Below are 22,729 nucleotides of genomic sequence, written 5' to 3'. Positions count from 1 at the left end.
ATACACTCGTTACGCGTATCGCTCACACGGGGAACGGTACCCCGCCGATCTCCCGCCAAGAATTGCCGGCGAGACGGATCCTACACGGTCGATCTTTCGGGAAACTCGCGGGTTTTATATCCACGGGAGAGCGACGTGCGGATGATATGGGACAAACGATTACGGAGAAGATCCTCGATGACCACCTCGTCGAGGGCGAGCTGACGCCCGGCGAGGAGATCGGCATCGAGATCGACCAGGTGCTGACCCAGGACACGACTGGGACGATGGTGTGGCTCCAGTTCGAGGCGCTGGACCTCGACGAGGTCCAGACGGAGCTCGCCGCGCAGTACTGCGACCACCAGACGTACCAGTTCGACTTCAAGAACACCGACGACCACCGGTTCCTCCGCTCGGCGGCCGGCACGTACGGCGCCTACTTCTCGCGGCCCGGCAACGGCATCTGCCACCAGGTCCACAAGGAGAACTTCGCCGCGCCCGGCAAGACGCTGCTCGGCTCCGACTCGCACACGCCGACTCCCGGCGGGCTCGGCCAGCTCGCGATCGGCGCGGGCGGGCTCGACATCGCCGTCGCCATGGGCGGCGGCCCCTACTACGTCGAGATGCCGGAAGTCGTCAACGTCCACCTCGAAGGGGAGCTCCCCGAGTGGGCGACCGCGAAGGACATCGCGCTGCACCTCCTCGGCGAGCTGACGGTCAAGGGCGGCGTCGGCAAGATCTTCGAGTACACCGGCCCCGGCGCCGAGAACCTCTCGATCCCCGAGCGGACCACGATCACCAACCTCGGCACCGAGCTCGGCGCCACCTCCTCGATCTTCGCCACCGACGAGAAGACGAAAGACTGGCTCGCGCGCCAGGACCGCGAGGAGGAGCACGTCGACCTCCAGCCCGACGACGACGCGGAGTACGCGGAGACGATCGAGGTCGACCTCTCCGACCTCGAGCCGCTCGTGGCCGCCCCGTCGATGCCCGACAACGTCGCCCCCGTCAGCGAGTACGAGGGCACCGACGTCGAGCAGGTCATCATCGGCTCCTGTACTAACGGCGCCTACGAGGACATCCTCCCCAGCGCGAAGATGCTGGAGGGCCGCGAGGTCGCCAAGCAGACCGAGATGATCGTCGCGCCCGGCTCCAAGCAGGCCTCCGAGATGCTGGCCCGCGAGGGCTGGACCGCGGAGATGATGGCGGCCGGCGTCAACTTCTCCGAGGCGACCTGCGGGGCGTGTATCGGCATCGGTCACGTGCCCGCCTCCGACTCCGTCTCGCTGCGCACCTTCAACCGCAACTTCGAGGGCCGCTCGGGCATCGAGGACGACTCCGTCTTCCTCTGCTCGCCCGAGGTCGCCACCGCGGCGGCCATCACCGGCAAAATCGTCGACCCGCGTGACCTCGCGGACGACCTCGGCGACCTCGAGGCGCCCGGCCTGGAGATGGGGACGAAGTACGGTCCCGGGATGGGTGAGTCCGACTCCGACATCATCTCGCCCGACGAGGCGATCGACGACGGCCTCGTCAAGGGGCCGAACATCGGCGACGTGCCGCTGAAAGACGGGATCGACGTGGACGGCGGCGAGGCGCTCCTCAAGATGGAGGACAACATCACCACCGACCACATCATCCCGGCGACGGCGGACATCCTGAAGTTCCGCTCGAACATCGAGAAGCTCTCCGAGTTCACGCTCTCGCGCGTCGACGACACCTTCGCGCAGCGCTCGCTCGACGCCGACGGCGGCGTCCTCGTCGCCGGCGAGAACTACGGGCAGGGCTCCTCGCGCGAGCACGCCGCCCTCTGTCCGATGTACCTCGGTATCGAGGCCGTCTTCGCGCAGAGCTTCGCCCGCATCCACAAGGCGAACCTGTTCAACTTCGGCATCGTCCCGCTGGCGATCGACGAGGAGACGTACGCCAAGATCGAGCAGGGCGACGACCTCGCGATCGTCGACGACGTGCCCGCGGGCGTCCGCTCCGGGCAGGAGGAGTTCACCGTGAGCGTCAACGGCGAGTGGGAGTTCACCGCCGACCTCGACGCCTCCGAGCGCGAGCGCGACATCCTCGCGGCCGGCGGCAAGCTCTCGTGGGTCAAACAGCAGCACTCGGACGGCGGCTCCGGCGCGGCGCCGGCCGACGACTGAGGCGGCTCGCGGCCCCGCGGCTCTCTCTTTCGGTTCTTCTCTCTGCTTTCGCGCGTTTACCGACGCGGAGCGGAGGCGCCGTCGCTCGCGCGGACGGCGTCGAAACCGACGGCGCCGTCGCTCTCGGCGGACGGTTCGGTCGGAAAAACGCGACCCGTCGGTTCGCTCGTCGAACCGGCGTCAGCGGGCCGCGGCGGCGACGCGCTCGCGCTCCTCCTTCTGCGAGATGGAGTAGGAGCGGTCGGCGTCGTAGTCGGCCGCGGCGATCAGCTCGTTGGCGAGCGCCTCGGCGGCGGCGGTGCTCGACTTGTACGTCGCGCTGGCGACGCCGTCGGAGATGAACAGCAGCGCCTGGTCGACGCGGCGCTGGGGCGCGACGTCGACGGCCTTGGGGACGGAGATGCCGCCGTACTTCAGGCGGACGGTCTCCTCCCGCGGCGCGGCGTTCTCCACGGCCGTCACGAGGACCTGCACCGGATTCTCCTCGGTCCGGTCGTGGACGATGTCGAAGGCGTCGCGGACGATCCGCGTCGCCTGCTGCTTCTTGCCCGTGTTCTCGTCGGTCTGCATCAGGCGGTTGATCAGCCGCTCGACCAGGGAGATCTCGGACTTCTTGAACTGCTTGGACGCGTGACGGCCCATGGTGTGGGCGATGGGCGTCACGGTCATGTAGCGCTTCGTCGAGGGGTCCTCGTAGGCGATCTCGGTGACGTCCCAGACGCCGAACAGCTCGGCGTTCTCGTTGGCGGCCTCGCTGGCGGCGGGCGCGTCCGGCTCCGGCTCGTCGGCGGCGACGTCCGCGTCGGACTCCGCCTCGGCTTCCTCCCCGCTCATCTGACGGGTTTCTCCGCGTTGCCGCGAACCAGTTCGATCATCGAGACGCCGTTGACCTTCTCGACCTTGTAGTTGACGCCGGAGAGGTCGCCCATCGCGCGACCCTTGGCCCCGCCGATCCCGGCGATCGTGACCTCGTCGTGCTCGTCGATGAACGAGATGGCGCCGTCACCGGGACAGAACGCGGTGACCTGCTTCCCGTTCTTGATGAGCTGGACGCGGACGCACTTTCGGATCGCCGAGTTCGGCTGCTTTGCCTCGATCCCGACCTTCTCCAAGACGATCCCGCGAGCCTGCGGGGCGCCCTCGAGGGGGTCGGACTTCTTCTTGAGCCCGCGCTCTCGCCGAGCGTACTCGGAGTCGGACCAGCGGCGCTTCTGCCGGTCCTGCTTGAGCTTACGGGCCGCGTATTTGCCGTTCGCCATCGTACGTCTACTTCCGAACGGAGCTACTTAAGCGTCGTCTTTCGACGCGACGAAACGGCCTCAGATCGTCCGAGCGGTACCTCTCGTCCGTTCTGAGAGTGTTTCTCGTGAGAAGAAATCCGAAACGACAGCCGCTCGTCACCGCTGAGCCGGTAAGCCGGCGCGAGCGCCCGTCGTTCGCGTCGACCGCGGACGGGCACTCGCCACCGACCGTGGGTCGCCGTCGGCCGTCCTCACTCGCCCGTCGCCTCGCGGGCGTCGGCGACCCAGTCGGGTTCGGCGACCTCCGCCCCCGGATCGCGGTAGTCGATGTCGACGTCGACGGTCGCCTCTCCCCCGTCGTGTTCGCCGGTCCACGACTGTTCGAGCCGCGGGACGACGCCGGATTCGTACACGTGCGCCGTCGCCGACGCGGTCTCGACGGTCTCGGGGATGTTCCGGTCGCCGTCGAACTCGTCGGCGGCGAACCGGGCGGTCGCCTCGCCGCGGACCTCGCCTTCCCCGTCGCTCGTCGGATTCCACTGACCCAGGCCCTGGTACCGCGTCTCGCCGGTCTCCGTCTCGCCCTCGACGCGGATCCCCGTCAGCGCCTCCTGTCGCATCGACTCCGCCAGTTCGGCCTCGGAGCGGTCCACCGACTGCCGGTCGTACCGCGTCTCGTCGCCGACCCGCTGGCGGAACAGCAGCTCGCCGTCGGCGACGTACAGCTCCGTGACCTCCGTCTCCGACGCCTCCGTCAGCTCCTGTCTCACGTACTGACGACCGTTCGCGAGGTCGTAGCTCGACTCGTACACCTGTGACGGGAGCCACGGCGTCGGCTCCCCGTCCCCGTCGTGGCTCGTCTCGGCCGTCGAGAACAGCGTGAAGCCGCCCGCGTCGACGAACGCCTGCGTGTGCGACTCGGCGAGCGCGTCGAGTGCGAGCCCGTCGCCGTCGCGCCACTCCGCGTCGGCGAACGGGCGCTCGGGGCCGTCGGAGCCGTCGGAGCTGTCGGAGCCGTCGCCGCCGTCGTCGCCGGAACAGCCGGCGATCCCGACCGCGGCTGCGGTTCCGAGACTCGCGAGGACGCGTCTGCGGTTCATGGGTTCAAAAGCGAGTCCGTCGGCAAAAGCGCGCGGATTCCGGCTCAGGTCAGCTGCACGTCGTCGATGTCGTGGTGACGCTTCGCCAGCGTCCGGGCCGTCTCGATGTTGACTCCGTCGGCGCCGATGGCGACGCCGCGGTCCGGCTCCGGCACCTCGACGTACGCGACGCGGTCGTTCTGCTCCGAAATCGTCACGGCGTTGACCGCCGCGGGCGCGAGCGCGCTCGCGACGAACGCCTCCGGCGTGTCCGCGTCCTCCACCAGCTCGACGGACTTGCCGAGCCGCCGCTCCGCCTCCTCGACGGTCTCGCCCGCCTGTCCGATCGCGGCGGCCATCTCGCCGGCCGGCACGAGGAACACGAGCCGGTCGCCCTCCACGAGGCAGTCCTTCGGCGCGACCCCGGTCAGCTCGTCGAAGCGACCGATGTAGCGCCGCGCCTCGTCGGAGAGCTCGACGTACATCAGTCGTCGCCCACGACGCGCGACCCCATCCGCAGGTCGACGTCGCCGGTGCCGAGCGAGATCGGTTTCCCGGCGATGACGTTCTCGATGACGCCGTCGAGCTCGTCGTACTCGCCGTGGATCGCGGCGTCGAGCAGGTGGTTGACCGTCACCTCGAACGCCGCACGCGCGAGCACGGAGTCCTTCGACCCCGAGATGCCGTGACGGCCGATCGACTCGATCTCGCCGTTGTTCGTCATGATGTCGGCCACGAGCATTAGGTGGCGGACGTTCACGTCGTCGAGCCCCTGCTCTTCGAGCGTGTTCTTCGTCTCGTCGATGATCGTCTCGCGGGCCGCCTCGACGCCGAGGTTGCGGTAGATCTCGTGGATGTTGTTACACGTCGTCCGCGAGGCGTCGACGCCCTCGATGTCGAGGGTGTCGCCGAACGCCGACCCCTCGGTGTAGAGCACGAACTCCTCCTCGCCGTCGATCTCCTCTTTCCGGATGACGACGCGTTCGATCTCCTCGATCCCCTTGAACACGATCTCGCGGAGCCGCTCGACGAGCTGGAGCAGCTCGCGGTAGCTCGGCTCTCCCGGACCGAACTCGATGACGGTGCCCGACTGGCGGGCGTCGACGCCGAGCGAGTCCTCGATCGTCTCGGCGATGATCTCGGCGACCTCGGAGGGGTCGGAGTGGGTCGGCCACCGCTCCAGCAGCGTGTCGTCGTTCAGGTCGATCCGCACCAGCATGTCGGCGACGTTCGTCGACACGTCACCGAGCGCGAGGATGCGCGTCGCCTCGATGGACCAGACGACCTCGTGGGCCTTCTCGCGGTCCGTCGCGTACTCGCCCTCGAGGTGGACGGTCATCATCGGCGTGTCCGGCGTCTTCCGGGCGTCCACCAGCTCGATGAGCCGGGGGAGCCCCTGCGTGACGTCGATCTCCGCGACGCCGGCGTAGTGGAACGTGTTCATCGTCATCTGCGTCCCGGGCTCGCCGATCGACTGCGCGGAGACGGTGCCGACGGGGTCGAGCGGGTCCACGCGCGTCTCGATGTACCGGTTCTCGACGCCGGTCGCGACCTCGGTGGCCTGCTCGACGGTGATCTCGCCGGTCTCCTCGCCCTTCTTCTCGAGCGCCTCGTACACCTCGCTCTTGAGGCGGCTGGGCAGCTCGGTCGCCTCAACGACCGCCTCCATGTCGTCGGTGACGTGGTCGTACTCAGTCATCCGACTCCACCCCCGAGGCCTTGTTCAGGCCGGGCCCCGCGTGTTCCGAGAGGTTCGTCGGCGGCGTCCGCTCGCCGAGGAACCGCTCCTTCTCGTCGTCGGAGTCGAACTCCGAGTCGACGACGCGGTCGACGATGTCGTCGACGTCGATGCCGTCGCCCTCGCCGGAGGACACCTTCACCGGCGAGGTGCCGTCCTCGCCGAACTCGAACTGGACGATCCGGCCCGAGGTGTCCCGGACCGTGCCGTCGTACTGCGCCTCCAGCTCGGAGAGCGCGTTGATGAGGCGGCGCTGCAGGTAGCCGGACTTCGAGGTCCGGACCGCCGTGTCGACCAGCCCCTCGCGGCCGCCCATCGCGTGGAAGAAGAACTCCTCGGGCGTGAGCCCGCCGCGGTAGGAGTTCTCCACGAAGCCGTGCGCCTCCGCGGAGAGGTCGTTCTCCTTGTAGTGCGAGAGCGTCCGGTCCTCGTAGCCGCGGTTGATGCGCTCGCCCCGAACCGCCTGCTGGCCGACGGAGCCGGCCATCTGCGTCAGGTTCAGCATCGAGCCGCGGGCACCGGAGCGGGCCATCACGACCGCCGGGTTGTCGTCGCCGAAGTGCTGGTCGGCGATCTCCCCGGCCGAGTCACGGGCCTTCCCGAGCGTCTGCATGATCTTCATCTCCAGCGTCTCGTCGACGCCGCGGCCCGGCAGCGACTCCAGCTCGCCGGCCTCGTACGTCGCGATGAGCTCCTGGACGCGGTCGTACGCGCTCTCGATCGCGTCGTCGACCTGCTCTTCGGCCTCCGGCGGGATCGACTCGTCGTCGATCCCGATCGAGAAGCCGAAGTGCATGATCGCGCGCATCGCCAGCGACGCGATCTCGTTGATGAACACGCGCGAGCGCGTCTCGCCGTACTCCTTGGTGAGGGTGTCGACGACCTCGCCGCCGAACGCGCCGACCGCGTCCTCGTCGATCGTCCCCTCGACCAGCTGGCCGTTCTCGATGACGACGTCGTCGCCGGTCGACGACGAGAAGTGCAGCGTGAGGTCGTCGGGCAGCAGCTCGGAGAACAGCGTCCGGCCGGTCCAGTAGTCGCGGCCGTCGTCGTCGACGCCGTCGGCCTCGGGCAGCTCGTCCACTCGGGTCGCCCGGAGCAGGTCGAGCGCCTGCGTCTCGGTGAACTCGGGGTTCGAGTGCGTGAGCAGGTACGTCCCGGAGATGTGGTCCTGGATCGCGCCGATGATGTTCCCGCCGAAGCGGGGGCTCAGGATCTGCTCTTGGACGCGCATGAGGACGCGCGCCTCGGCGCGGGCCTCCTCGTTCTGGAGCGCGTGCATGTTCATCTCGTCGCCGTCGAAGTCGGCGTTGTACGGCGGGCAGACGACGGTGTTGAGTCGGAACGTCTTGTACGGCATCACCACGACCTCGTGGGCCATGATGGACATCCGGTGCAGCGAGGGCTGCCGGTTGAAGATCACGATGTCGCCGTCGACGAGGTGGCGGTTGACCTCCCAGTCGGCCTCGACCTTCTCGGCGAGCTCCTCGCAGTTCTTCTCGGTCACCTTCAGGCGACGTCCGTCGGGACGACGCACGTAGTTCGCGCCGGGGTGCGCCTCGGGTCCGTTCCGGACGTACTGGCGCGCCTCCTCGACGTTGCGCTCGGTGACATTGAGCGTCTGGGTCATCTCCTTGGCGACGCGGTCCGGGACGCCGACCTCGTTCAGCGAGAGGGTCGGGTCCGGCGAGATGACGGTCCGGGCGGAGAAGTTGACGCGCTTGCCGGACAGCGAGCCGCGGAAGCGGCCCTCCTTCCCCTTCAGTCGCTGGCTGAGGGTCTTGAGGGGCCGTCCGGAGCGGTGCCGCGCCGGCGGCGTCCCGCTGATCTCGTTGTCGACGAACGTGGTGACGTGGTACTGGAGCAGCTCCCAGAGGTCCTCGATGATCAGCTGCGGGGCGCCCGCCTCCCGATTCTCCATGAACCGCTGGTTGATCCGGATGATGTCGACCAGCTTGTGCGTGAGGTCGTCCTCGGAGCGCTGACCGTTGTCGAGCGTGATGGAGGGACGGGTGGTCACCGGCGGGACGGGGAGGACCGTCAGGATCATCCACTCCGGCCGGGAGTCCTCCGCGTCGATGCCGAGGACCTCCAAGTCCTCGTTCGGGATGTCCTCGAACCAGTCGCGGACGTCCGAGGGCATCAGCTTGTTCATGTCCTCCTCGGTGAGGTCGACGTCGAGCGCCTTCTCGATGGCGCGGCGGTCCTCCTTGCGCGGGCGGAACTCCCCGGCCATGATCTCGTTGATCCGATCGAGGGCGATGTCCGTCTCCTCGGCGAGCTCCTGCGGCGAGGTGCCCGGATCGTCCTCCTCCTCGTCGGGCTGCATCGCGGCTGCGATGCGCTCGGAGTAGTCGCCCGAGAGCACGTCCTGGACCTCGTAGTACGTGGTCGGCTTCTCGTGTTTGATGTCCGCCTGCGGCTCGCCGCAGAACGGGCAGGTCGACGCCTTCCGGGCCTGCCGGACGGCGGCCTTCAGCACGTCGTGCTCGTCGTCGCCGAGCTCCTTCGCGCGCTCGTAGCGGTCACGGAACTCGTCGCGCTGCGCCTCGTCCAAGGCGAGCTTTCCGCACTCGCGGCACGTCGAGCGGAGCAGCCGCCGGATGAGCTTCGTGAAGCCCACGTGGATGACGGGCGCGGCCAGCTCGATGTGGCCGAAGTGGCCGTTACAGGAGCCGGAGTGGGAGCCGCAGGTCCGGCACTCCAGTCCGGGGTCGATGACGCCGAGCCGCGGGTCCATCAACCCCATGTCGATCGGGTAGCCGTCGTCGTCGTACGTGTCGGCCGTGATCACCTTCGTCGCCGACATGTCCCGGTACGTCTCCGGGTCCATGAGGCCGAAGTCGATGCCGCCGAGCACTTTCGGTGTTTGCATTGACATTTAAATAGCGTCCTCCAGTTCGAGCTTCGGTCGGATTCCCAGGGCGATCATCTCGTCGAGGAGGAGCTTGAACGCGTAGCTCACCTCGAGCTCGTGGATGTCGTCCTCGTCGCCCGTGACCGGATCGTACACGCGGCGCTGCTCGCGGTCCTCGACGGCGACGAGCCCCGTCTCCGCGGAGACGTGGACCGTCTCGGCGTCGGACGACTCCAGCAGCCGCTCGTTGAGCACCATCGACGCGCCGTGACCGATGATCGTGTCGCGCTCCATCTCCCCGACGCGCAGGCCGCCCTCGCGGGCCCGCCCCTCGGTCGGCTGGCGCGTGAGCACCTGGACCGGCCCGCGCGAGCGGGCGTGGAGCTTGTTCGACACCATGTGGTACAGCTTGTGGTAGAAGATCGTCCCGACGAAGATCTCCGCGTCGATCTTCTCGCCGGTGACGCCGGAGTACATGACCTCCTTCCCGGAGGACTTGAAGCCGTGCTCCTCCAGTCCGCTCCGGAGCTCCTCCTCGTCTTCGCCCTGGAACGGCGTGCCGTCGACCCGCGAACCGCGCAGCGAGCCGACCTTCCCGCCGAGCATCTCCAGCACGTGGCCGACCGTCATCCGCGACGGGAGGGCGTGCGGGTTCATCACGAGGTCGGGGACGACCCCCTCCTCGGTGAACGGCATGTCCTCCTGCGGGGCGAGGTGGCCGACGACGCCCTTCTGACCGTGTCGGGACGCGAACTTGTCGCCCAGCTCGGGGACGCGCTGGTCGCGCACCTTCACCTTCGAGAGCTTGGAGCCGTCCTCGCCCTCCATCAGCGTCACCGTGTCGACGACGCCCGACTCGCCCGAGCGCATCGTGACCGAGGTCTCCCGGCGCTTCTGCGGGGAGAGCCCGCCCATGTCGTCCGGCTCCTCTAAGAAGCGCGGCGGGCTGGTCTTGCCGAGCAGGACGGAGGACTCGTCAACCTTCGTCTCGGGGTTGACGAGGCCGTCCTCGTCGAGGTGCGTGTAGGCGTCCTCGCCGCGGGCGCCGCGGACGTCCTGGTCGGGGATCTCGAAGCGGTCCTCCTGGCCGCCGGGGTACCGGCGCTCCTCGCCCTCGTAGGTCCGGAAGAAGTGCGAGCGGGTGAGCGCGCGGTCGACGGAGCCCTGGTTCATCACCAGCGCGTCCTCGATGTTGAACCCCTCGTAGGACATCACGGCGACGACGAAGTTCTGCGCCGCCGGCCGCTTGTCGAAGCTGATCTGGTCGGACGTCTGCGTCTTCACCATCGCCAGCTGCGGGTAGTGCAGCAGGTGCTGACGCGTGTCCGGCCGGATCCGGTAGTTGGCGGAGGGGAGCCCGAGCGACTGCTTCATCATCCCCGCGCCCATCGTGATCCGCGGGCTGGCGTTGTGCTCGGGGTACGGGATCATCCCCGCGCCGATACCGAACACGAGCTGCGGGTCGATCTCGAGGTGCGTGTGGTCCTCGGTCACGTCCCCCTCGTCGACGGCGACGAGGATGTCCTCCTCCTCCTCGGCGTCGATGAACTCGACGTAGCCGCGGTCGATGAGGTCGTCGAACTCGACGTCGCCGCGCTCGAGCGCCTCGACCTCCTCGTCGCCCAGCAGGGGCTCGCCGTTCTCGACGACGATCAGCGGTCGGCGGGCCCGCCCCGCGTCCGCGTTGACGATCACTTCCTGGGTCCGGTCTCTGACCGAGACGTTCACCATGTCGGAGACGTCGCCTCGGCGGCGCGCCTCGCGGATCTGTTCGGCGAGGGCCTCGGGGTCCGGATGGGTCCCGACGAGGCTCCCGTTGACGTACACCTTCGCTTCGCGTTCTGCCTGTGCCATGTTAGTCGTCCGCCGTCTGTCGTTCGACGCCCTCGATGCCGGGGATCCCCTCGACACCCATCGACGCCAGTTCTCGTTTCAGCCCCTGTTCGTCCTCGACCGTCTGCGACAGCTCCATCGACTGCGCGAAGTTCTTCACGAGCCCGCAGTTCGGTCCCTCCGGCGTCTCGGAGGGACAGATGCGACCCCACTGGGTCGCGTGGAGGTCCCGCGCCTCGAAGTGCGGCTGCGACCGCGACAGCGGCGAGCGCAGGCGCCGCAGGTGCGAGAGCACGCCCATGTAGTCCGTCCGGTCGACGAGCTGGGAGACGCCCGAGCGGCCGCCGACCCAGTTGCCCGTCGCGATCGGGTGTTCGAGCCGCTCGGTCAGCACGTCCGAGCGGACGACCGTGTTGACGGTGAGCTGCCGGTTCCGCATGTTCGCGCGCTCCAGCTGGTACTTCACGTCGCGCGCCAGCTTGTTCAGGGCGGTCCGGAACAGGTCGCGCATCAGGTCGCCGGAGACCTTCAGGCGCTTGTTGGCGTAGTGGTCCTTGTCGTCGGACTCGCGGCGGTCCAAGGCGAGCTCGAAGCACGCCTCGGCCATCCGGCAGAGGTAGTACGCCTTGTTGATCCGCACGTCCTCCTCCTCGACGCCCTCCTCGTGGAGGTGCGGCAGGAGGTAGCGGTCGATGACGTAGTTCGCCCGCTTGAGCTGGTAGTTCTTCCCCTGGCCGGAGGCGACGCGCTCGCCGAGGGTCTCGATGGCCTCCTCGGTCGTCTGCACCTCCGCCTCCTCTAAGTTCTCCAACATGAACTTCACGATCTCGGGGTCGTCCGAGACGCGGTGGACGATCTCCTCGTCCGACTCCAGTCCGAGCGCGCGGACGAGGGTCACGAAGTCGATCGAGCCCGAGACGGACGGGAACGACACTTCGAGCAGCCCCTCGCGGTTGCGCTCGCACAGCACCAGCGCGCGGTAGCCGCGGCGCTGGGAGAACGTCTTGGCGACCTGGATCTCGTCGCCGTACTTCGAGTCGTACTCCGCGAGGATCTTGTTCGGCGCCAGGTCCTCCGAGGTCATCAGCACGCGCTCGGAGCCGTTGACGATGAAGTAGCCGCCGGGGTCGACGGGGTCCTCGCCGATGTCGATGAGCTCCTCGTCGGAGAAGCCGGCCATGTTACACTTGTCAGAGCCGACCATGATCGGCATTCGACCGACCTTCGTCTCGGTCGTGTCGACGACCTGTTCGGGCTCGTCCTCGCCGCCGCGCACGATGGACATCTCCATGAAGACGGGCGCCGAGTAGGTGATGTTCCGGAGCCGCGCCTCCTGGGGGTACAGCAGCTCCTCGGAGCCGTCGGCCTCGCGGACGCGCGGGGTGACCATCCGCACGTCGCCGAGCTCGACGTAGACGGGCTCTTGGCCCTCCTTGTCGCCGATGTCGGTCTCGATCGTCTCCTTCTCGTCGACGACCTCCTGCATGCCGCGGTCCAGGAAGTTGTTGAACGAGCGGAAGTGATGTTCGGCGAGCCGTTCGTCCGAGAAGTACTCGCGTGAGACCACGCGTCGGTCTTGCCTGTTCATGAGACGACTAGTCGGTACACGACCGCTTCCTCGGTCGTGCGGGAGTTTCGAACGATCTTCACCACGTCGCCGACCTCGGCCTCGTCGGGGATCGCGGGATCCGTGCGTTTGATCTTCGGTAGGTTCGTCCGCTTCACGTCGTACTCCGCCAGAACCTCGTCGACCTCGTCGTCGTCGAGGAGGACGTGATCCGGGACGAGTTCGTGTTGGCTTACGTCTACCATGGGTGGTGGTTATTGAAAGAAGCTATCACGAGATACTACAGATCGCTATATGGGCCAGCGGCATAAGACTTGCCAACCGACTCCGCCGCGCGCGGCTCACGACGACGGGGGCGTGCGATACTCACACTCATGCGGGTATCGTACAAAAGACTACCGCCGCGATCGGCGACGAGGTCGGCCGTCTTTCCCCTGTCACCCGTCCCCACCGTCGCCGGCGATGACAAGCCTTATTTGCCAGACAGGGGTACCAATGACTGCGACAAGCCCGGATGGTGTAGTGGCCCATCATACGACCCTGTCACGGTCGTGACGCGGGTTCAAATCCCGCTCCGGGCGTCCCCTGTTCGGGGCTTTTGTCGCTGTTTGCCCGGATGGTGTAGTGGCCCATCATACGACCCTGTCACGGTCGTGACGCGGGTTCAAATCCCGCTCCGGGCGTCTTTCGCTACCGCAACAACGAACGAGGAGCGACAGCGACGAGTGAGTGCCGCGGTAGCGAAGCGCCTGATGATTTGAACCCTATCAGTCGCGCGCAGCGAACGGAGTGAGCGAGCACGTCTGATTCCGGTTCAAATCCCGCTCCGGGCGTTTCTGTCGTCGCCGACTACGAGCGAGGAGCGAAGCGACGAGCGAGTCCGGCGACGACGAACTCAGACAGAGGGATTTGAATCAGGGAGTGAAGCGAGTGAAACGAGCGGAACGACTGTGGTTCAAATCCCGCTCCGGGCGTTTCTGTCGTCGCTAATCGACGAGCGGAGCGGTCGGAGCGTCGATTCGGTCGTGCCCTCACCGCGGACGACCGTCGCGGTCGACCCCCGCCTACAGGTCGAGCAGCTCCCGCAGCTCCGACACTAACGATTCCGTCTTCGCGTCCGGCTCCTCGTCGTCGGTGACCGGGGTTCGCCCGTCGTACGTCTCGTGAACCATTGAGACGCCCTCGGCGAGGGTGTCGAGCCCGTAGCCGCCTTCGAGCACGTAGGCCTCCGCCGCGCCGACGTCGTCGGCGACCGACCGGATCCGATCGGTCATCATCGCGTACCCCTCCGAGGAGACGCGCATCCGCGAGATCGGGTCGTGGCGGTGGGCGTCGAACCCCGCGGAGACGATCAGCAGATCGGGGTCGAACCGATCGATCGCCGGCGCGATCGCCTCGTCGATCGCGTACCGGTAGTCGCCGTCGCCGGCACCGGCGGCCAGCGGGAGGTTCACCGTGGTCCCCTCCCCCTCGCCGCGGCCGGTCTCCTCGAGGTCGCCGGTGTCCGGGTAGAGCCCGTCCTCGTGGATCGACGAGTAGAGCACGTCGCCCCGGTCGTAGAACACGTCCTGCGTGCCGTTCCCGTGGTGGACGTCCCAGTCGAAGATCGCGACCCGGTCCGCGTCGCCCGCGTCGAGGACGGTCTGGGCCGCGACGGCGGCGTTGTTGAAAAAGCAGAAGCCCATCGCGTCGTCGGGAACCGCGTGGTGGCCCGGCGGGCGGCCGAGCGCGAAGGGGGTGTCGCGGCCGTCGGCCCCGTCGAGCGCCGACTGGGCCGCCCACTGCGCGAGGCCCGCGGCGGTGAGCGCGGCGTCCCACGTCCCCCCGCTCGCGACGGTGTCGGGGTCCCAGCTCCCGCCCCCGTCGTCGACGAACGCCTTGAGCTCGTCCACGTACTCGGCGTCGTGAACGGCGACGACCTCCGCGCGGGTCGCCGGGTCCGCCTCGGTGTACTCGACGCCGTGCCGCTTGGCGAGGCCGCGTCGGATCGCGCGCAGTCGGTCCGGGTTCTCCGGGTGTCGCTCCCCCGTGTCGTGCGCGAGACACCGCTCGCTGTAGCCGAACCGCATCTACTCGAACAGGGCGAAGTACGTCTCGATGTCCTCGGCCTGTACGGTCCGTCGGTCGGCGTGTCGCGCGAGCGTCGCGGCCGCGCTCGCGACGTTGTCGGCGTAGTCCTCGAGGATGTCGGCCAGCGCGATCCGCGCGTCGACGCCGACCCGGTATCGGTCGTCGATCCGGAGCCGCGCGATTCGATCGATGGGCGCGACGGGCAGGGTGAGCTCCTCGCGAGCGATCACCTGTTCGACGCCGAAGTCGGCGGCCATCAGCGTCTTCCGCCCGTCCTCGGTTGCCCGTTCGGCCGCGTCGATCGCCAGCTCCGCGCCGTGCAACTGGATGCGGCGCGCCAGCTCCTCGGCGGCGTCGGCGCTGACCCGGAGCTCCCCGGCGTTCCGCCGGATGATCCCGTCGACCGGCGCGAACGGCAACTCGACACTCATACACACAGTCGCGTCCGTGTACCGTATAACGCTTTCCGTTACCGGCGTCTCCGCGCCCGAGCGCTGGCGTCGCGGCTACTCGGCGCGTCGCTCTCGTCGTCGACCGCCGCTCCGGCGGTCGACCATCCCCCCGTCGCGCCGCCGTCCGATCAGAACACGTCGTCGGCGTCGATCGTTCCGTCGCGCTCCGTCCCGCGGACCGTGATCTCCTCGCCGAGCCGCAGGCTCGCGTCCGTCTCGACGCTCTTCGTGCGCTGGCCGTCGTCCAGCACGACGGGATCGCCGGTCTGGACGACGGTCCCGGTGAACTCGACCTCCTCGGCCGATCGCTCCGCCGTCGCGGCCGCGGCGCCGCCGGACCCGGCGCTCCCGCCGCCGTCTCCGGTGGTCTCGCCCGAGACGGCCTCGGCGGCCGCCTTCTGTCCGTCCTCGGCGAAGGCGCCGAGCCCCGTGTCCTCCGCGCCGCGGTCGCCGCTCCCGCTGTCGGCGCTGGACGCCCCGTCCGCCGCCTCCGCCCCCTCGTCGAGGACGGTGACCGTCGAGCGCCAGTTCGCGGACGCCTCCAAGTCGTCCTGCCAGCCGTCCTGGATCTCCACGTCGGTGAAGACGACGCGGTCCGCCAGGTCGATCTCGCGGTCGGCCTTGTCGCCCCACAGCGCGACCCGGATCTCGCCGGTCTCGTCTTTGATCCGGACGTTCCGCACCTGTCCCTCCGACCCGTCGTCGCGGTCGAACGTGCGCTTCGGGTCCGTCTCGATGACGCCGCCGCCGACGTCGACCGTCTCGCCGATCTCGAGGTCGGCGATGTCGGTCGTCTCGGGGACGTACTCGACGTCCTCGTCGACGCGCTCGACGGTGCCGCGGTCGCCGACGTGGAGCTCCAAGTCGCCGTCGCGCTCGCGGACGTAGCCGTCGCCGACCTCGACGACCTCGCCGGCCTCGAACTCGTCGGCGAGGCCGGCCTTGTCGTCCCACAGCGTGACGCGCACGCGGCCCGTCTCGTCGCCGACGGTGAGGTTGGCCACGCGCCCCTCGCTGCCGTCGTCGCGGTCGAACGTCCGGACCGAGTCGGTGTCGAGCACCTGCCCGACGAGGTCGACGTCGGAGGCGCCGAGCGAGAGGTCCTCGACGCGGTAGGTGTCGAGCACCTGCACGTCGACCTCGGCGTCCTCGTCCGGCTCGACCTTGTCGGCGCTCACTTCCAGCCCGCTGTACCCCTCCTTCGGGCGGCCCATGACGCGGAGCACTTGGCCGACCTCCAGTTCCTCGACGGCCGCCGCGGCCATGTCGTCCCAGAGGGCGACTCGCACGGAGCCGGAGGCGTCCGCGACGTCGACGTTGCAGACGCGCCCCTCCTCGGCGTCCTCCTCGTCGCGCTCGAAGGTCCGAACCTCGCCGATGGAGGTCACCTTCCCGAGGAACTTCACGTCGTTCATCCCCGGCTCGATGTCGGCGATCGTGTCGGCCTCCTCGTCGCGCAGTTCGTGGGCGATCAGCATCGCAGCCGTCTCCTCGTCGGCGAGCCCGCCCATCTGCTCGACCTTGTCCTCGACGGCCGCCTCGAACTCCTCGAACTCGACGTCGGTGTCGAGGTCCCCGTAGACGTCCTCTATCACTCCCATACGCGTACCTCCTCGGTTGTCGAGTCCGCGGATAAGCGTTGTCCTTGCCGGGGTCTCGCGGCTGAACGCGTGCCCGTCGCCGGTCCGGTTCGGGCCGCGGTCGCCGGTCGGGTCCGCGGCGTCGCCGTCGCGGAGCGGAGTTCAGTCATACGGGTCCATCGGTCCCCTCGATACAAAAGGTGTGCAATCCGGCGCGGTCGTCTGCCCCCGACCGCGTCGCGTGCGACCCTCCGCCACGCGGCCTCCGGACCGTAACCGTCTTAAGTTCCACCGCGGTACGTTTGCTTGAGTCCTGGTAGGGTAGTGGACTATCCTCTTGGCTTGCGGAGCCAGGGACCGGAGTTCAAATCTCCGTCAGGACGTTCACTTTGCGGCTGCCTCACTTCGTTCGGCAGCCGCGGCGTTCGGTCCTGACGTGCCTCACGCTCGCTCCGCTCGCGTGAGACTCCGTCAGGACGTTTTCGGATGCACAAACGGCGAGCACCGCGAGCCGTGCGTGAATTCCACGCTGTACCCCTATTCATTCGCGATTTAGAAGGGGCGGTGGCGCGTGCCTCCGAACGCCCAACGGGGCGTGAGGAGCACGCGCGAGGTCGCCGGCGCTACGCGCCGGCTGCCAGAGAATCTTCGATTCTCGCTGGAGTCGCTGGCGCCGACGGCGCCAGCGACGAGGCTGGGGCTTTGGAGCTACTCACCGCACCAACATCGACCATTTATAAACAACCGAACGCAGCTCCGACGCTCCTCGCCCTCGCTCCGCGAACGGACGGTGCCTCTCGGTCGGCGTCTTAATCGTGCGGGTGGAACCGCTCCATCGCGCGCCTGACCGCGTCCGTGTCGCCGATGAAGGTGACGTGGTCGCCGTACTCCAGCACGCTGTCGGCCGACGGCACGTGGTTCTCCCCGTTCCGGCTGACGACGGCGACGAAGGTGCCGTCGGGGATCTCCGCGTTGAGGTCGCGGATCGTCTTCCCGGTGAGGTGCTCCGCGGTCATCTCTACCTCTTGGACGTCGTGGCTGTCGCCGAGCTCGTTCATCCAGTGGGTGATCGCCGGCCGCTCGATCTCGTCGTCGATGGCCACCGCGGTCGCCGTCGGCGAGTCGATCGCCTTCACGCCGATGCTGTCGAAGGCGTCGACGTTGTCCGGCTCGTTCACCCGCGAGTACACCGACTCCACGTCGAACTTCGTGATCGCGAGCTGGCACGCGAGGAGGTTGATGTCGTCGTCGCCGGTCACCGTGATCAGCCGCTTGGCGTCCTCGACCCCCGCCTCGCGCAGCGTCTCCGTGTCGCTGCCGTCGCCCTCGTACACGGTGAACCCGTCCGAGCGCGCCCGCTCGACCACCTCGTCGTCGATCTCGACGATGACGACGTACTCACCCCGCCGCTCCAGTCGTGTGGCGAGCGCCCGGCCGACCCGACCGCCGCCGATGATTATCGTGCGCATTGGTGACACTCCGAGAACGTCGCCGATCTGCCGCGCGAGCCCGGCCTCGACCGCGACCGTCGCGAAGATGACGGCGAACACCGTCCCGACCAGCAGCTCGCCCTGCGCCACGCTCCCCGCCAGCTCCAGCTCGATCGCGAACAGCGTGGCCACGCTCGCCGGGATGATCCCGCGCGGCCCCACGCCGGCGATGAACAGCCGCTCAGGCCAGGTGAACCGCTCGACGCCGGCGGTGGCGATGAGGGCCCCGAGCGGCCGGAGCACGAGCATGACCACGAGCACGAGCCCGACGGCTCCGACGCCGAGCGCCGCGACCGCCTCGATGTCGATCAGCGCGGCCAGCGAGATGAACACGAACGAGAGGACGACGAGCGTCGTGTTCTCCGCGAACCGCTCGATCTCCTCTCTGTTGTCGATGTCGAGGTTCCCGAGCAGGATGCCGCTCGTCGCGGCCGCCGCGATGCCCGCCTCGGCCGCGACCGCCTCGGCGGCCGCGAACGCTCCGACCGCCGCCGCCAACACGAGGAACTGCGACGCCTGCACGTCGCGCTCGGGGACGAACTCGCTGTCGAGCAGGTAGTAGATGATCACCGTCGCGAGCACCCCGGCGCCCACGCCGACGCCGAGCCGCTCGGCGAACGAGAGGAGGGTCGCCGGGACCCCGAGGTCGTCGAGCAGCAGCGTCTCGAAGATCACGACGGCGACGATGGCGGCGGTCACGTCGTTGACGATCCCCTCGGTCTCCAACGCGGTCGCGACGTGGTCCCTGACGCGGACGACGTTGAGTATCGGCGTGATCACGGTCGGTCCCGTCGCCACGAGCAGCGCCCCGATGAGCAGCGCGATCTCCCAGTCCGCCCCCTCGAAGAACCGGACCGCGACCGTCGTCCCGAGGAACATCACGAGGGCGCTGACCGTCACCAGTCGGAGCGACACCGTGGACGCGCCGCGGATGCGCTCGATCCGCAGGGCGAACGCCCCTTCGAAGACGATGATCGCGACGCTGAGTCCGACGATGATCTCGAGGCCGTCCCCGAACGTCTCGAGGGTCACGAGCCCCAACACCTCCGGTCCCATCACGACTCCGATGAGAAGGTAGAAAATGACGCTCGGCACCTTCAGACGGTGAGCGACCAGTTGGACGACGAGTCCCGACACGAGGATCGCCGCGATGACCGGCAACAGGCTGGACACGTCTACCGCTCGTACGCCCGCCGCCCTCCTTAGTGTACTGGTGGCGTCGCGCCGGAGCGGTCGTCCGTTCCGAATGAGATAATCAGAACGAATACTCCCGGACCGCCGAATCACGCCATTGATCCGCACACTCGGACAACTATTAACTCGGTTCCTCCTCTGCGTGAGTGTACGCCCGAGCGGACTCCCCCGCCGGGCGCCCCCACCATGACCGTCCGCGACCCCATTCCGACGTTCGCCCCCCTCCGGAGCGTCGGGAAGCGGGTCCGCGGGCCGGTCGTCGCTCGTCTCGACGCCGTCGCCGCGTGACCCCGACGCGGGGACGGTCGGCCCCCGCCTGTCGAGGCGAGCGCCGCCTTCTCTCCCGTCTCCCGACGCTTCAGCCGCGTTCCCGTAGGCCCGGTAGCTCAAGCGGCAGAGCCTCGGGGTGAGGAATCGACTCCCTCCCGGGTCCGTATGGCAGCCCACCCTGCCGCCGCGCGACCGACGTCGCGCTCCGGGTGGCGGTCCCCCGCGACGCCGCGGGCGACCTCCACGCCGGCGTCCGATCGAAGCTCGAGGGTCGCGACGGCGTCGCCGTCGAACGCGTCGACGTCGTCGACCTCCGCCCCCGCCTCAACGACCTCGCGGTCGAGGTCGACGCCTCGGTCCGGCTCGCGCCGGACGTCGAGGTCGCCGACCTCACCGACGTCGTCGGGATCTCGGAGGTCCGTCCGCGCGAGCGGACGGCGACCGGACGCGACCGATGACCGTTCGCGGGCGACAACCGTTCGCGACCGATGACCGCCCGCGGGCGGCGACCGCCCACGGACGCCGATCGGACCGCGACGCACCCGACACGGTCCCCGACCGACGAACAGCAATCGACCGCGGCGCGAGGCCCTCGCGCCACCCACCCCCACTCAGCATGAGACGAGACCGATCCCGCTCCAGACGCACCGCACACCCCGATCCGTACCTGGGTCCCGACCCGACCGCGCCCCTCCCGTCGGCGCGCGTCATGGCCGCCTTCGCGGCGCTCCCCGCCGCGATCGTCGCGGTCGCCTCCTTCCCGGTCGCGGCCGCGATCGCACTGGCCCTCTTCGCCGGCGTCGTCGCCGGCGCGGCGCTCGGGCGCCGGTACCCGGGCGCGGTCGACCGGACGCTGCCGATCCCCGGCGGCGACTCGGCGTCCGCCGCCGGCGATCGGTAACCCGCGTCGATCGCGGCCGGGGTCCCCGCTGACGCTTTCCTCCCACTCTCGGCGACGCCTCGCCGTCGCGGTCCGCGTCGCGACTCTCGCTTTTTTACGTCGCCGTCGCCGAGGCTCGCACGTGACCGACAGAGACTCCGGCGTCCGCGACGGCGCGGCCGACGACGGCGGGGAAGGCGACCGCGGCGGCGACTTCGAGGGGCCCCCGTCGGTCTCCGCCGCCGTCGCCGCCGGCGCCGCCCTGTTCAACGAGGGGCACGTCCTCGCGGCCCACGACCCGTGGGAGGCGGCGTGGCTCCCGCTCGACGAGGGCGACGACGAGCGCCTGCTCCACGGGCTGATCGCGGCCGCGGCGGCGACTCACCACGCGACCGAGCGGAACTGGTCCGGCGCGACCGGGTGCGCCGCCAACGCGGTTCGGTACCTCGGCGGTCTCGACGGGGGGCCGACTCGCGACGCCGACGCGGGGGCTCGCGGCGTCGACGTCGCGACCGTCCGGGAGTGGTGCCGACGGCTCGCGGCCGACCCCGAGACGGTCGAGCGCGCCGGCCCGCCGCCGATCCGCGTCGACGGCGCGGCGCCGGGGTTCGAGGATCTTGACCTCGCGGCCGCGCTGCTCGCGGCGCCCGCGCTCGCCGAGGCGGTCGACCACGCCGACGAGGAGACGTTCGAGACCGCGGCGTCGCTGGCGCGCGAGGAGCGCGGCACCGGCCGGACGCGGTTCGCGGAGCTCCTCTTCGCGTTCCTCCGCGAGCCCGACGCCCGCCCGCAGGTGGCCGCGCGGCTCGCGGACCACGTCGAACTGGCGGAGCGGAAGCGGCGCGACGTCGACGACCTGTTTTGAAAACCGGCCTCGGGCGCCGCCGACCGGTCAGGCGCCGTCGGTCGGGGTGTCCGGGTCCGAGGGGAAGTTCGGCTCCTCGGTGACTGCGGGATCGATCCCCCCGTCGGGGTCGATCCCCCCGTCGGGGTCGATCCCGTCGCCGGAGTCGCCCCCGTCCGGGTCCGCGTCCCCGTCCTTCGGCTCGCCCTCGAAGGTGTAGTTCGCGGAGTTGTCGGCGGGGTCGTAGCCGAGCGCCTCGCGTGCGCGCTCGATCGAGTAGTAGCGGCGGTCGTTGTTCGAGATGCCGTAGACGATCTCGTAGCCGTAGTCGGCCTGCAGACACCGGTCGAACAGGTGCGCGCAGTCGCGGTGCGAGAGCCACATCGCCTGCCCGCGCTCGTACTCCCGCGGCGGGTGGTCCTTCGTGAGGTTCCCGATGCGGACGCAGACGACGCTCATCCCGTGTTCGTCGTGGTAGAGGCGCCCGAGCGCCTCGCCGGTCGCCTTCGAGACGCCGTAGAGGTTCCCGGGGCGGGGGAGCTCGGTCCCGTCCAGCCGGTAGTCGTCGCCCGGGCGGTACAGGTCCGGGGTCCGGTCGTCGGTCTCGTAGCCGCCGACGGCGTGGTTCGAGGAGGCGAACGCGAATTTCTCGACGCCCTCGTCGACGGCCGCGCGCATCACGACCTGCGTCCCGTCGATGTTGTTGCGGAGCACGGAGTCCCACGGCGCCGTCTTCCGCGGGTCGCCGGCGAGGTGGATCACGGCGCCGACGCCCCGCATCGCCTCCCGGACCCCCCGCTCGTCGGTGATGTCCGCGACGTACCGGTCGGCGTCGGTGACCCCGTCCGGCACCTTCGCCGCCGGGAGCGGCTCCCTGTCGAGGAGTCGCCACTCGTAGTCGTCGCCGATGCCGCGGAGGATGGCCTGCCCCACCCGTCCGCCGGCGCCCGTCAGCAGGACCGGCTCGTCCATTCGGTCGTACGTGGGCGGGAGACGGGCATATAACACACGGTTCGGCCACGCACCGGTCGATCGCGGCCGAACGCGCGTCCGCGGCGCGAAAACGAGGCGACCGCGAGACCGAGACGAGCCCCGGCTACAGCTTCTTCCGCGAGATCGAGACGCCCGTGGGCGTGAGAACGATCTGATCGTCGCCCTTCTGGACGATGTCGCCGTCGACCTCCTGGGCGACCTGCCGCAGCTCGTCGATGATGTGTTCGATCGTGCGATCCGACGTGGAGTGGCGGGTGATGTCGGCGATGACGAAGTCGCCGTCGTAGACGGCGTCTTTGATCGGGATGACGTCGCTCTGGTCCCCGATCTCCGCGATGTGTACCTGCATCCCCGTGTCCGCGTGCGCCTCGGCGAAGTCGTCGAGGTCGAGCTCGACGTAGTCGTCGACGGAGCGGTTGCCGCCCCCGCCGAGGATCTTGCTCATGATGCCCATACACACCACACGACGAGGTCGGACATTAGTTCTTACGTCAGACGCACCGTCGCGC

At 69.0% G+C, this 22,729-nt stretch carries 19 protein-coding genes and 3 tRNA genes; 7 read left to right on the top strand and 15 right to left on the bottom strand.

Going from position 1 to position 22,729, the window contains the following annotated elements; all coding sequences use genetic code 11:
• The first annotated feature begins 146 nt into the window (after nucleotides 1-146).
• A complete protein-coding gene (locus FGM06_RS14880; RefSeq protein WP_144800057.1) occupies nucleotides 147-2,132 on the top strand; it encodes an aconitate hydratase in 1,986 nt (661 codons plus the stop codon).
• A gap of 180 nt (nucleotides 2,133-2,312) precedes the next feature.
• Here the strand turns inward: FGM06_RS14880 and FGM06_RS14875 are convergent, their stop codons facing one another.
• The 9 genes from FGM06_RS14875 to FGM06_RS14835 all read right to left on the bottom strand — a co-directional run bounded on the left by FGM06_RS14875 (nucleotide 2,313) and on the right by FGM06_RS14835 (nucleotide 12,692).
• On the bottom strand, nucleotides 2,313-2,966 hold the full coding sequence (locus tag FGM06_RS14875; protein ID WP_144800056.1) for a 30S ribosomal protein S7: 654 nt from the start codon (nucleotides 2,964-2,966) through the stop codon (nucleotides 2,313-2,315).
• Nucleotides 2,963-3,391 carry a 30S ribosomal protein S12 gene (locus FGM06_RS14870; protein ID WP_004048726.1) on the bottom strand — a complete coding sequence of 143 codons (429 nt, stop codon included), beginning with the start codon at nucleotides 3,389-3,391 and terminating at the stop codon, nucleotides 2,963-2,965. The genes FGM06_RS14875 and FGM06_RS14870 overlap by 4 nt, the downstream gene beginning before the upstream one ends.
• A gap of 233 nt (nucleotides 3,392-3,624) precedes the next feature.
• Nucleotides 3,625-4,473 carry a hypothetical protein gene (locus FGM06_RS14865; protein ID WP_144800055.1) on the bottom strand — a complete coding sequence of 283 codons (849 nt, stop codon included), beginning with the start codon at nucleotides 4,471-4,473 and terminating at the stop codon, nucleotides 3,625-3,627.
• Between the two features lie 44 nt (nucleotides 4,474-4,517).
• Complete coding sequence (locus FGM06_RS14860) at nucleotides 4,518-4,937, bottom strand: NusA-like transcription termination signal-binding factor (RefSeq protein WP_144800054.1); 420 nt, start codon at nucleotides 4,935-4,937, stop codon at nucleotides 4,518-4,520.
• A complete protein-coding gene (rpoA2, locus tag FGM06_RS14855; RefSeq protein WP_144800053.1) occupies nucleotides 4,937-6,151 on the bottom strand; it encodes a DNA-directed RNA polymerase subunit A'' in 1,215 nt (404 codons plus the stop codon). Before rpoA2 ends, FGM06_RS14860 begins: the two co-directional genes overlap by 1 nt.
• Nucleotides 6,144-9,065, bottom strand: coding sequence for a DNA-directed RNA polymerase subunit A' (locus FGM06_RS14850; RefSeq protein ID WP_144800052.1), 2,922 nt, complete (start codon nucleotides 9,063-9,065; stop codon nucleotides 6,144-6,146). Before FGM06_RS14850 ends, rpoA2 begins: the two co-directional genes overlap by 8 nt.
• A gap of 6 nt (nucleotides 9,066-9,071) precedes the next feature.
• Nucleotides 9,072-10,901, bottom strand: a complete 1,830-nt coding sequence (gene rpoB / locus FGM06_RS14845) for a DNA-directed RNA polymerase subunit B (protein ID WP_144800051.1) — start codon at nucleotides 10,899-10,901, stop codon at nucleotides 9,072-9,074.
• 1 nt (nucleotide 10,902) lies between these two features.
• Nucleotides 10,903-12,468, bottom strand: a complete 1,566-nt coding sequence (locus FGM06_RS14840; protein ID WP_123113667.1) for a DNA-directed RNA polymerase subunit B'' — start codon at nucleotides 12,466-12,468, stop codon at nucleotides 10,903-10,905.
• Complete coding sequence (locus FGM06_RS14835; RefSeq protein WP_094522283.1) at nucleotides 12,465-12,692, bottom strand: DNA-directed RNA polymerase subunit H; 228 nt, start codon at nucleotides 12,690-12,692, stop codon at nucleotides 12,465-12,467. Before FGM06_RS14835 ends, FGM06_RS14840 begins: the two co-directional genes overlap by 4 nt.
• Before the next feature lie 263 nt (nucleotides 12,693-12,955).
• On the opposite strand from FGM06_RS14835, the gene FGM06_RS14830 reads away from it, so the two are divergent.
• Together FGM06_RS14830 and FGM06_RS14825 are read left to right on the top strand one after the other, a co-directional pair.
• Nucleotides 12,956-13,028: transfer RNA gene (locus FGM06_RS14830), tRNA-Asp, on the top strand.
• Between the two features lie 29 nt (nucleotides 13,029-13,057).
• Nucleotides 13,058-13,130 (top strand) — tRNA-Asp (locus tag FGM06_RS14825).
• 381 nt (nucleotides 13,131-13,511) lie between these two features.
• On the opposite strand, the gene FGM06_RS14820 is transcribed toward FGM06_RS14825, so the two are convergent.
• From FGM06_RS14820 to FGM06_RS14810, 3 genes are all read right to left on the bottom strand, one after another.
• Nucleotides 13,512-14,516 (bottom strand): histone deacetylase family protein, encoded by a 1,005-nt coding sequence (locus tag FGM06_RS14820; RefSeq protein WP_144800050.1) that lies wholly within the window; start codon nucleotides 14,514-14,516, stop codon nucleotides 13,512-13,514.
• A complete protein-coding gene (locus FGM06_RS14815; RefSeq protein WP_144800049.1) occupies nucleotides 14,517-14,948 on the bottom strand; it encodes a histone in 432 nt (143 codons plus the stop codon). It lies immediately after the preceding gene.
• Nucleotides 14,949-15,097: 149 nt separating this feature from the next.
• The gene (locus tag FGM06_RS14810) at nucleotides 15,098-16,570 is read right to left on the bottom strand and encodes a single-stranded DNA binding protein (protein ID WP_144800048.1); all 1,473 of its coding nucleotides are present in this window, start codon (nucleotides 16,568-16,570) and stop codon (nucleotides 15,098-15,100) included.
• Between the two features lie 289 nt (nucleotides 16,571-16,859).
• Here FGM06_RS14810 and FGM06_RS14805 point away from each other — a divergent pair.
• Nucleotides 16,860-16,932 (top strand) — tRNA-Arg (locus FGM06_RS14805).
• Between the two features lie 426 nt (nucleotides 16,933-17,358).
• On the opposite strand, the gene FGM06_RS14800 is transcribed toward FGM06_RS14805, so the two are convergent.
• On the bottom strand, nucleotides 17,359-19,200 hold the full coding sequence (locus tag FGM06_RS14800) for a cation:proton antiporter domain-containing protein (RefSeq protein ID WP_144800123.1): 1,842 nt from the start codon (nucleotides 19,198-19,200) through the stop codon (nucleotides 17,359-17,361).
• Between the two features lie 512 nt (nucleotides 19,201-19,712).
• Between FGM06_RS14800 and FGM06_RS14795 the strand changes: the two genes are divergently transcribed.
• From FGM06_RS14795 to FGM06_RS14785, 3 genes are all read left to right on the top strand, one after another.
• Entirely contained in the window at nucleotides 19,713-19,961 is a 249-nt protein-coding gene (locus tag FGM06_RS14795; RefSeq protein WP_241662598.1) for a hypothetical protein, read from the top strand.
• A gap of 251 nt (nucleotides 19,962-20,212) precedes the next feature.
• A complete protein-coding gene (locus FGM06_RS14790) occupies nucleotides 20,213-20,404 on the top strand; it encodes a hypothetical protein (protein WP_144800046.1) in 192 nt (63 codons plus the stop codon).
• A gap of 121 nt (nucleotides 20,405-20,525) precedes the next feature.
• Entirely contained in the window at nucleotides 20,526-21,248 is a 723-nt protein-coding gene (locus FGM06_RS14785; protein ID WP_144800045.1) for a DUF309 domain-containing protein, read from the top strand.
• Nucleotides 21,249-21,275: 27 nt separating this feature from the next.
• Here the strand turns inward: FGM06_RS14785 and azf are convergent, their stop codons facing one another.
• Both azf and FGM06_RS14775 read right to left on the bottom strand, forming a co-directional pair.
• Nucleotides 21,276-22,199, bottom strand: coding sequence for an NAD-dependent glucose-6-phosphate dehydrogenase Azf (azf, locus tag FGM06_RS14780; RefSeq protein ID WP_144800044.1), 924 nt, complete (start codon nucleotides 22,197-22,199; stop codon nucleotides 21,276-21,278).
• 124 nt (nucleotides 22,200-22,323) lie between these two features.
• Nucleotides 22,324-22,674 (bottom strand): cell division protein SepF, encoded by a 351-nt coding sequence (locus FGM06_RS14775; protein WP_144800043.1) that lies wholly within the window; start codon nucleotides 22,672-22,674, stop codon nucleotides 22,324-22,326.
• Nucleotides 22,675-22,729 lie beyond the last annotated feature (55 nt).

Origin of the sequence: Halorubrum depositum, assembly GCF_007671725.1 — an archaeon.
Taxonomy (GTDB): Archaea; Halobacteriota; Halobacteria; order Halobacteriales; family Haloferacaceae; genus Halorubrum; species Halorubrum depositum.
This window is presented reverse-complemented; position numbering and strand designations above follow the sequence as displayed.